11 protein-coding genes are annotated in these 9,337 nt (G+C 65.9%); 8 read left to right on the top strand and 3 right to left on the bottom strand.

Features of this window, described 5'->3' with window-relative positions:
- On the bottom strand, positions 1-104 hold a 104-nt coding region (locus H0W40_RS17445), incomplete at its 3' end, for an AIR carboxylase family protein (RefSeq protein WP_292448766.1).
- Positions 105-215: 111 nt separating this feature from the next.
- On the opposite strand from H0W40_RS17445, the gene H0W40_RS17440 reads away from it, so the two are divergent.
- Positions 216-1,157: a tetratricopeptide repeat protein gene (locus H0W40_RS17440; RefSeq protein ID WP_292448762.1), complete on the top strand. Its 942-nt coding sequence runs from the start codon at positions 216-218 to the stop codon at positions 1,155-1,157.
- On the opposite strand, the gene H0W40_RS17435 is transcribed toward H0W40_RS17440, so the two are convergent.
- Positions 1,154-2,080, bottom strand: coding sequence for a phosphoribosylaminoimidazolesuccinocarboxamide synthase (locus tag H0W40_RS17435; RefSeq protein ID WP_292448759.1), 927 nt, complete (start codon positions 2,078-2,080; stop codon positions 1,154-1,156). The genes H0W40_RS17440 and H0W40_RS17435 overlap by 4 nt on opposite strands.
- Positions 2,081-2,419: 339 nt before the next feature.
- Here H0W40_RS17435 and H0W40_RS17430 point away from each other — a divergent pair, with 339 nt between their 5' ends.
- The 7 genes from H0W40_RS17430 to H0W40_RS17400 all read left to right on the top strand — a co-directional run bounded on the left by H0W40_RS17430 (position 2,420) and on the right by H0W40_RS17400 (position 8,816).
- A complete protein-coding gene (locus tag H0W40_RS17430) occupies positions 2,420-4,207 on the top strand; it encodes a methanol/ethanol family PQQ-dependent dehydrogenase (RefSeq protein ID WP_292448763.1) in 1,788 nt (595 codons plus the stop codon).
- Positions 4,208-4,310: 103 nt separating this feature from the next.
- Positions 4,311-4,706, top strand: a complete 396-nt coding sequence (locus tag H0W40_RS17425) for a cytochrome c (RefSeq protein ID WP_292448756.1) — start codon at positions 4,311-4,313, stop codon at positions 4,704-4,706.
- The gene (locus H0W40_RS17420; protein ID WP_292448754.1) at positions 4,703-5,575 is read left to right on the top strand and encodes a quinoprotein dehydrogenase-associated putative ABC transporter substrate-binding protein; all 873 of its coding nucleotides are present in this window, start codon (positions 4,703-4,705) and stop codon (positions 5,573-5,575) included. Before H0W40_RS17425 ends, H0W40_RS17420 begins: the two co-directional genes overlap by 4 nt.
- Positions 5,576-5,585: 10 nt before the next feature.
- A complete protein-coding gene (locus tag H0W40_RS17415; protein ID WP_292448751.1) occupies positions 5,586-6,626 on the top strand; it encodes a serine protease in 1,041 nt (346 codons plus the stop codon).
- A complete protein-coding gene (locus H0W40_RS17410) occupies positions 6,623-7,384 on the top strand; it encodes a hypothetical protein (protein WP_292448749.1) in 762 nt (253 codons plus the stop codon). Before H0W40_RS17415 ends, H0W40_RS17410 begins: the two co-directional genes overlap by 4 nt.
- Positions 7,381-7,776, top strand: coding sequence for a hypothetical protein (locus H0W40_RS17405; protein WP_292448748.1), 396 nt, complete (start codon positions 7,381-7,383; stop codon positions 7,774-7,776). Before H0W40_RS17410 ends, H0W40_RS17405 begins: the two co-directional genes overlap by 4 nt.
- 53 nt (positions 7,777-7,829) lie before the next feature.
- On the top strand, positions 7,830-8,816 hold the full coding sequence (locus tag H0W40_RS17400) for a quinoprotein relay system zinc metallohydrolase 2 (RefSeq protein WP_292448746.1): 987 nt from the start codon (positions 7,830-7,832) through the stop codon (positions 8,814-8,816).
- Positions 8,817-8,892: 76 nt separating this feature from the next.
- Here H0W40_RS17400 and H0W40_RS17395 read toward each other — a convergent pair.
- The coding region (locus H0W40_RS17395) for a DUF3280 domain-containing protein (protein ID WP_292448743.1) at positions 8,893-9,337 on the bottom strand (445 nt) is incomplete at its 5' end.

Genomic DNA, 9,337 nt, shown 5'->3' with positions numbered 1-9,337 from the left:
GGCATGCGGTGCGCCGAGACCACCTGCGCCTCGAAGGGCACGCCGAACTCGGTGAGAATGTCGGCTGCGTGGTGCATGACCTCCCAGTCGCTGCTGGAGCCCATCACCACGCCGATCAGGGGAATCGCTGCGCTCACGGCCGCTCCGGTTCTCGAAAACCACAAATTGTAGGCGGCGCATTCCGCCCGCCGAGCCGGTGGCTCATTCACAAGACCATGATCGACATCACCCTTCAGAACTTCGAATCCGACCTGATCACCGCCTCGCTGCAGCAGCCGGTGCTGCTCGACATCTGGGCGCCCTGGTGCGGACCGTGCAAGACGCTCGGGCCGCTGCTCGAGAAGCTCGAAGTGGCGTACGCCGGGCGCTTCACCCTCGCCAAGCTCGACAGCGAAGCCCAGCCCGAGATCGCCGGCCAACTGAGCCAGGCCTTCGGCGTGCGTTCAATTCCGTTTTGCGTGATGTTCCTCGGCGGGCAACCGGTCGACGGCTTCGTCGGCGCCCTGCCCGAAGCGCAGATCCGCGCCTTCCTCGACAAGCACGTGCCGAGCACCGAAGCGCTCGCCGCCGAGGAAGAAGTGCAGGAGGCCGAGCAACTGGCCGCCGGCGGCGATCCCGAAGCCGCGCTTGCCAAGCTCTCGGAGGCGCTCGCGCTCGCGCCGGGCGACGACGCGATCCGTGCCGACTACGTCAAGCGCCTCCTCGAAGCCGGACGCACCGACGACGCGCGGCGCATCTACGAGCCGCTGGTGCCCAAGGCGATCGTCGACGTGCGGGCAGCGGCACTCGGGCTGTGGCTCGAAGCCTGCGAAGCCGCTGCGCACGCGCGGCCCGTCGACGCGCTGAACGCCGCCATCGCCGCCAACAAGCGCGACTTCGAGGCGCGCTTCGAACTCGCGCAGCGTCATGTGGCTGAGCAGCGCTACACCGAGGCAATGGACGAGCTGCTCGAAATCCTGATGCGCGACAAGGCCTGGGGCGAGGAACGCGCCCGCAAGTTGTACGTGGCAGTGCTCGAGATCCTGACCAAGCCGCTGCCCAAGCCGGCCGCCGCGGAGGCCAAGGGCACGCTCGAGATCGCGGGTCGTTCTGCAGCGGTCGCCAGCGACCCGGTGGTCGATGGTTATCGGCGCAAGCTCAGCATGGTGCTGTTCTAGCCAGTGAGCCGCTCGAACGCTTCGCGGTACTTGAGCGCCGTTTTCTCGACCACGTCGCTCGGCAATGCCGGCGCGGGGGCCTGCTTGTTCCAAGGCCGACCGTCGATGCGCACCTGCTCGAGCCAGTCGCGCACGAACTGCTTGTCGTAGCTCGGCGGGTTGCCACCCGGTGCGTAGCCCTCGACAGGCCAGAAGCGCGAGGAGTCGGGCGTGAGCACCTCGTCCATGAGGATCAGCGTGCCGGCCTCGTCGAGGCCGAATTCGAATTTGGTGTCGGCGATGATGATGCCCTTGCCCAGCGCGAACGCCGCGGCGGCCTCGTACAGCTCTACGGAGATGCGGCGCACCTGATCCGCCAGCGGCGCGCCGACGATCTGCGCCATTTGCTCGAAAGAAATGTTCTCGTCGTGCGCGCCGCTCTCTGCCTTCGTGGCGGGCGTGAAGATCGGCGCAGGCAGCTTGTCGGCATTGCGCAGGCCCGCCGGGAGCTTCACGCCGCACACGGCGCCGCCGGCCTGGTACTCCGTCCAGCCGGAGCCCGCGAGATAACCGCGCACGACCGCCTCGACCGGCAGTGGTTTCAGGCGCTTGACGAGCATCGAGCGGCCACGGACCTGGTCTCGTTCCGACTCACCGACCACGCTTTCGGGCGCCTCGTCCGTCAGGTGGTTGGGGACGATGCCGCCCAGCCGCTCGAACCAGAACAGTGCCATGCGCGTGAGCAGTTCGCCCTTGTCCGGGATCGCCTCGCCCATCACCACATCGAACGCGCTCAGCCGGTCGGTCGCCACCATCAGCAGGCGGTCCGCGCCGACGGCGTAGTTGTCGCGAACCTTGCCGCGCGCCATCAGGGGCAGCGACTGCAGGCTGCTCTGCAGCAGGGGTCGTCGAGAGTCGGAACGGCTTTCGAGGGAAACGGACATCGCGGCGGCCTGGGTGGGAAAGTCGTTCGAATTGTAGGGAGACGACTGCTGACCGGCTTGCTCCGAGCGACGCGCTTTGGAACCTGCCCACGGCGTCGGGAGCCGTCTGGCAAGGGCCGGCGCACGGCACAGACCGGGCAATCCCTAATGTTTGTCTCAATCTGAGTCAGGGCCCTGAGGGCGCCCGAGGGCGGACAGGGTCTGTCCTAGGTATCAGACGCGCCTGACGGGGAATACAAACACGGTGGGGAGCGCTAAGGAGCAAACCCGAAGCTGTACCCATCCATTCCTACTACGGAGACGACAATGAAAGTGTCTAAGCAATCGGGTTGGCGCTTGATGAGCCCGCTCGCATTGGCATTGGTGGCCGCGCCCGCGCTGGTGCACGCCAACGCCGATGTCGAGAAGAACATCGCCAATTCCAAGAACTGGGCCGTGCAGGCCGGCGACATGTACAACCAGCGCTATAGCAAGCTGGACCAGATCAACACCAAGAACGTCGGCAAGCTGCAGGTCGCATGGACCTTCTCCACCGGCGTGCTGCGCGGCCACGAGGGCTCGCCCCTGGTGATCGGCGACATGATGTACCTGCACTCGCCCTTCCCCAACAAGGTCTTCGCGCTCGACCTGAACACCCAGAAGATCGTCTGGAAGTACGAGCCCAAGCAAGACCCGGCCGTGATTCCGCAGATGTGCTGCGACACCGTCAACCGCGGTCTGGCCTATGCCGAAGGCAAGGTCATCCTGCAGCAGGCCGACTCCAACCTCGTGGCGCTCGACGCCAAGAGCGGCAAGGTGATGTGGAGCGTGAAGAACGGTGATCCGAAGCTCGGCGCCGTCAACACCAACGCGCCGCACGTCTTCAAGGACAAGGTCATCACCGGCATCTCCGGCGGTGAGTGGGGCGTGCGCGGCTTCCTGGCCGCCTACAACCTCTCGGACGGCAAGCTGGCCTGGAAGGGCTACAGCGTCGGCCCCGACGCCGAGATGCTGATCGATCCGGAAAAGACCATGACCTGGACCGACGGGCAGATGAAGCCGGTCGGCAAGGATTCTTCGTTGAAGACCTGGAAGGGCGATCAGTGGAAGATCGGCGGCGGCACCACCTGGGGCTGGTTCAGCTACGACAAGGCGCCCAACCTGGTTTATTACGGCACCGGCAACCCCTCCACCTGGAACCCCTCGCAGCGTCCGGGCGATAACAAGTGGACGATGACCATCTTCGCCCGCGACGTCGACACCGGCATGGCCAAGTGGGTCTACCAGATGACCCCGTTCGACGAGTGGGACTTCGACGGCATCAACGAGATGATCCTGGCGGACATCAACGTCAAGGGCAAGCCGACCAAGGCGCTGGTGCACTTCGACCGCAACGGCTTCGGCTACACGATGGACCGCATCACCGGTGCGCTGCTCGTGGCCGAGAAGTTCGACCCGAAGGTGAACTGGGCCACGCACGTCGACATGAAGACGGGCCGTCCGCAAGTGGTGAAGCAGTACTCGACCGCGCAGAACGGTCCTGACGTCAACACCAAGGGCATCTGCCCGGCGGCGTTGGGCACGAAGGACCAGCAGCCGGCCTCGTTCGATCCGAACACCAAGCTCTTCTACGTGCCGACGAACCACGTCTGCATGGACTACGAGCCGTTCAAGGTCGAATACACCGCAGGCCAGCCGTATGTGGGCGCCACGCTTTCCATGTTCCCGGCACCGGGAAGCCATGGCGGCATGGGCAACTTCATCACCTGGGACGCGGGCACGGGCAAGATCGTGCAGAGCAAGGCCGAGAAGTTCTCGGTGTGGAGCGGCGTGCTCAACACTGCGGGCGGTCTGTCTTGCTACGGCACGCTGGAAGGCCACTTCAAGTGCGTCGATGCGAAGGACATCAAGAAGGAGCTGTATCGCTTCAAGACCCCGTCCGGAATCATCGGCAACATGTTCACGTACGAGCACAAGGGCAAGCAGTACCTCGGCACGTTCTCGGGCATTGGCGGCTGGGCCGGTATCGGCATGGCGGCTGGCCTCGAGAAGGACACCGACGGCCTGGGCGCCGTGGGCGGTTACCGTGAACTGAACCAGTACACGGAACTTGGCGGCTCTTTGACGGTCTGGGCATTGCCGGACTGAGTTTTATCGATCCAATCCAGCCGCGCCGAAGCGGCTGGGTCTCCGGGGATGGTGGACCTGAACGGGCGCCATCCCCCTTTCATTGAAACGGACCATTTTCATCATGATGTTTCGCCTCCCCCTCCTGAGCCTGGCCCTGTGCGCGGGCGTTTCATTCGCTCAGGCGCAAGACGCCAAAGAGCCGCTCTACAAGGTCGTCGACGGCTACAAGGTCGATGCCAACACCATGCAGGGTTTCCGCACCTGGCGCGCCGCTGCCTGCGACCGCTGCCACGGCGCCAACCAGGAAGGCATGGTCGGCCCCTCGCTGATCGCCAGCATGAAGGTGCTCAGCAAGGAAGACTTCGTCACGGTCGTGCGCGACGGCCGCCTGCAAAAAGGCATGCAGAGCTTCGGCAATAACAAGCAGGTGATGGACAACATCGACCACCTCTACGCCTACCTCAAAGGCCGCTCCGACGGTGCGATCACCCGCGCCAAAGTGGCGGAGATCCAATGACCGTGACCGTCGCCGGGCTCGCCGCCGGCACCCTTGCGATGGCCCTTTCGGTAGGCCTGGTCGCGCCCGCTGCCGCGCAAGACGTGCCGCCCGCGCGCAAGGCCTTCCGGGTCTGCCAGGACCCGAACAACCTGCCTTTTTCCAACACCGAAGCGCAGGGCATCGAGAACAAGATCGCCGAGTTGTTCGCGAAGGATCTCGGACTGCCGGTCGAGTACTACTCGTTCCCGCAGCGCCTGGCCTTCGTGCGCAACACGCTGCGCTTCAAACTGCCGGGCAACGACTACCCCTGCGACATCATCATGGGCGTGCCCGCGGCCTTCGACATGGTGTCGGTCACCAAGCCTTACTACCGCTCCACCTATGCGCTGGTGTACGCGCCCGGCAACGGCCTCGATGGCGTGAAGACGGTCGAGGATTTCCTGAAGGTCGATCGCGCCACGCTGGAAAAGCTGCGCATCGGCATCTACACCCGCTCACCCGGCTCCGCCTGGTTGAGCAAGCACAAGCTGGAAGATCAGGGCGTGCCTTACCAGATCATGAATGCCCACCCCGACCAGTACCCGGGCGAGATCATCGAAAAGGATCTGGCGAACGGCAAGATCGACGCGGCCATCATCTGGGGCCCGATCGGCGGCTATTTCGCGCAGAAGGTCAAGGAGCCGGCGCTCACCGTGATCCCCATGTCCTCCGAGCCGGGCGTCAAGTTCGACTACTCGATGGCGATGGGCGTGCGCTACGGCGAGCGTGAGTGGAAGCAGCAGATCGAGACCCTCATCGACAAGCACCAGCCGGCAATCACCGACATCCTGCGCGAGTACGGTGTGCCGTTGCTCGCGCCCGAACCCGCCGCGCCGGCGGCACGGTAGAGAAAGAGCGGTGCGCGCCCACGCACCTTCCATGCCGGTGGGCCTGAAACGAATCACGACAGCACTGCTCTGCGCGCTGAGCGCCTGGTCCGTGAACGCGCAGATGGACCGGGCCTCGCTCGTGCGGGTGGCGCCGAGCGTCGTGAAGATCGAGGCGGTCGACGCTGCCGGGCGGTTTCAGCTCGGCTCCGGCGTGATCGTCGGCGACGGCAAGGTGGCGACCAACTGCCACGTCACGCGGCGAGCCGAGCGCGTGAACGTGGTGCAGGGCGGCGTGCGCTGGAGCGCCTTCGCGCAGGCCAGCGACACGCGGCGCGACCTGTGCGTGCTGCGCGTGCCGAAGCTGGAGGGCGGGCGCGTGGCACCCATTGCGCGCACCTCGCAACTCAAGGTCGGCCAGCCGCTGTTGGCCATCGGCTTCACCGGCGGCATCCAGCAGGCGAGCGAAGGCGAAGTGGTGGCCCTGCACCCTTATGCCGGCCACAAGATCATCCGCAGCAGCAACTGGTTCAACTCGGGCGCCAGCGGCGGCGGCCTGTTCGATGCCGACGGCGCGCTGGTCGGCATCCTCACCTTCCGCCTGCGCGGCGGCGTGGCGCACTACTTCTCGGCACCCGCCGACTGGCTGCAGGACGGGCTGGATGCCGAAGACCGCTACACGGAGGTGACCCCGCTGCGCGGCCAGGCCTTCTGGGAACTCCAGGCCGAAGCGCAACCCTATTTCCTCCAGGCCGCCGCGCTCGAGCAAAGCCGGCAATGGGCGGCGCTGGCCAGCCTGGCGCAGCGCTGGTCCATCGAAGTCGCGCTCGAGCCCGAAGCGCCCTACCTGCTCGGCGTCGCCTACGACGGCCTGGACCAGTTGGACGCATCGATCCAGGCGCTGCGGCATTGCCTGGAACTCGATCCGGGCTACAGCCGTAGCTGGGCGCGGCTGGCATACATCTACAAACGACAAGGTCGTACCGGGGACGTGCGCCTGGCGCTGCAAAGCCTGGCCACACTCGACCCGGAGCAGGCCCGCGAATTGACCACTGAATTGGAGCATCCATGATCCCTGCCCCCTTGCACCGCAAGCCCCGCCCCGTGCGCAGTTTTCTCGGCGGCCTGGCCGTTGTGCTGGCCCTTGGCGCACCGTCGGTGCCCGCCCTGGCGGCCGATCCGAACGAGCTCTCCGAGGCGGAAAAGCTCGTCTTCGTCGAGCACCAACTCGCCAACATCAAAAAGCCGACGAGCCTGCGCTACACCTTCGTGAAGTCGGGATCGCTCGAGCCGGGTTTCGAGGACCAGGTGATGGTGGAAGTCCTCAAGGTCGGCACGGCCGGCAGTTCGGTGCGTGCGGAGTTTCTGAGCGGCCCGCGCAATATCAAGCTGCCCGAAATCGAGAATGCGCAGGCCAACCCGGTCATCCTCTATTTCCTGGAGCACGACATCCGCGAGATGGCCCGCCTGACCAAAAGGAAGACGGGCAACTACTTCCGCAACCGCATCCGCAGAAGCCTGGTCGACGAGGCGCAAGTGCGCGACACGACGGTTGCCTTCGAAGGACGCGACCTGCCGGCGCAGGAGATCACGGTGACCCCTTACGTCACCGACCCGGCGCGCAGCCGCTATGAGCGCTACGCCCAAAAGCGCTACACCTTCGTGCTTTCGAAGGGCGTTCCCGGGGGCGTCTACCAGATGCGCACCTCGATGGCGGCCGCTCAGCCGAGCGAGGCGCCTCTGCTCGAAGAGGTGATGACCTTCGCCGGCCCGGCCGCGCCCGGCGCCGATTCGCCGAAAACTCTCAACCAACCGGTCAAGCCCCAATGAACATCACCTTGATTCGCTCCGCCCGAACCCTGTTGCCGGCCGCCCTCGCCGCACTGACCCTCGGTGCGCCGACGGCGGCGCAGGCGCAGACCGGGCCGCACAACTACCCGACCTCCGACCGCGTGTTTTTCGTCGAGGCCTGCGTGGCGCAGCATCCCGGCACGCGCTTCGAAATGATCAGCAAATGTTCGTGCGTGCTCGACAAGATCGCTGCCAAGGTGCCGTTCAACGAGTTCGAGACGATGTCCACGGCCACCAATGCTTTCAGCATCGGCGGCGAACGCGGCAACTACATCCGCGATGTCGAAATGCTCACCGACGAGATCAAGCGCTTCAAGGAAGTGCAGGCGGCCGCCAAGAAGGGCTGCTTCATCAACGTCGAGGCGAAGTAGCAGCGAAGGTCCGGCGCCTGCACGCGACGCGCATGGCCGGCTCCGACCGATCGATGAGCGCGCATTCTCCGGTCGCCGAACAGCGATGCAGCATCGGCGCGCTCATGCTGATGGCGGCTTTGGCGCTACCGCTGCTGGCCGGCTGCGGCAGTTCCCCCAGGGAGGCCGGAAAGCCGGCAGGCGAGTTGCAGCAGATTGCGCCCGGCGTGTACTTGCGCCCCGGCGTGCTCGAAGACTGGGGCCCGGCCAACCGCGGCCAAGTGGCCAACACCGGCTTCATCGTGGGCGAGCGCTGCGTGGCCGTGATAGACACGGGCGGCACCCGCGCGGGCGGCGAGGCGCTCGCCGCGGCGCTGCGGCGCACCACCGCCCTGCCGGTCTGCTACGTCATCAACACCCATGCGCATCCGGATCACGTGTTGGGCAACGAGGCCTTCGTCGATGCGAACGGTCAGGCCGAGGGCCCGCAGTTCGTCGGTCACCGGCGCTTGCCCGCGGCCCTGGCGGCGCGCGGGCCGTTCTACCTGAACGCGCTCCAGCGCGACTTCGGCCCCGCCGATGCCCAGGCCCGCATCGTGCCGCCCACCTTGCTCGTCGAGTCGACGCTCGAGCTCGATCTGGGCAACCGCCGTCTGACGTTGCGTGCCTGGCCCACCGCCCATACCGATGCGGACCTGAGCGTGTTCGACGAACGCAGCGCCACGCTCTGGCTCGGCGATCTGCTGTTCACCGATCACACGCCGGTGCTCGACGGTCAGCTCAAGGGCTGGTTGGCGGCACTGAAGGAACTGCGAGGCTGGCGCGTCGCCACCGTGGTTCCGGGCCATGGCGCGCCGGGCAGCGACTGGCCGGCCGCACTCGACCCGCAGCAACGCTATCTGCAGCGCCTGCAGGCCGACACGCGGGCGGCGATCAAGAGCGGTCTCACGCTTCGCGAGGCGGTGGAACGCATCGCGCCGAACCGGTCGCAGTGGGCGCTGTTGGATGTGTTCCACAAGCGCAACGTGACCGCCGCCTATGCCGAGCTCGAATGGGAGTGAGAGAGGCGGATCGCACCTCGGCTTTCGCGCCCGGCCCTTCCTTCGGCGAAGCGCGGCCTGCGCCGGCGCCGCAGACTCACAGGCCGTATTGCGGATCCTTCGCCCGACGTTGCACCATGTCGCGCACCAGATAGCTCACGCCCCGGTTCCACGACACGTCGTCGTTGCTGCGCATGTCGATCGACTTGCTGAGCACCACCTTCTTCGCCTTGACGTCGTGGATCTCGATGTTGAGGTTAAGGATCAGCTCGCTGACCTTCTGTACCCAGGTGGTCATCACCAAGTCGGTGCCGAGCAGCGTGCCGACTTGATAGGCGCAATCGTCGCAGCGGTAGAGAAAGGCCTGCTGGCTGCGCAGCTTGGCCTGCAGGTCTTGCGACGGCCCGGCATCGACGACGCGGTACAGGCCGCGACTGCTCAACTCTTCCTGAAGCTGCGCGGTGGCCCGCACCAGGCGGGCCTGGGTGGCTTCCTTCGTCGCGGGATTGTGGTTGTCGTCGACCAGTTCGAAGTTGAGCACC

This window comes from Methylibium sp. (assembly GCF_013817345.1).
GTDB lineage: Bacteria > Pseudomonadota > Gammaproteobacteria > Burkholderiales > Burkholderiaceae_C > Methylibium.
The sequence above is the reverse complement of the archived record's forward strand: the minus strand, read 5'-3'. Positions and strand labels throughout refer to the sequence as shown.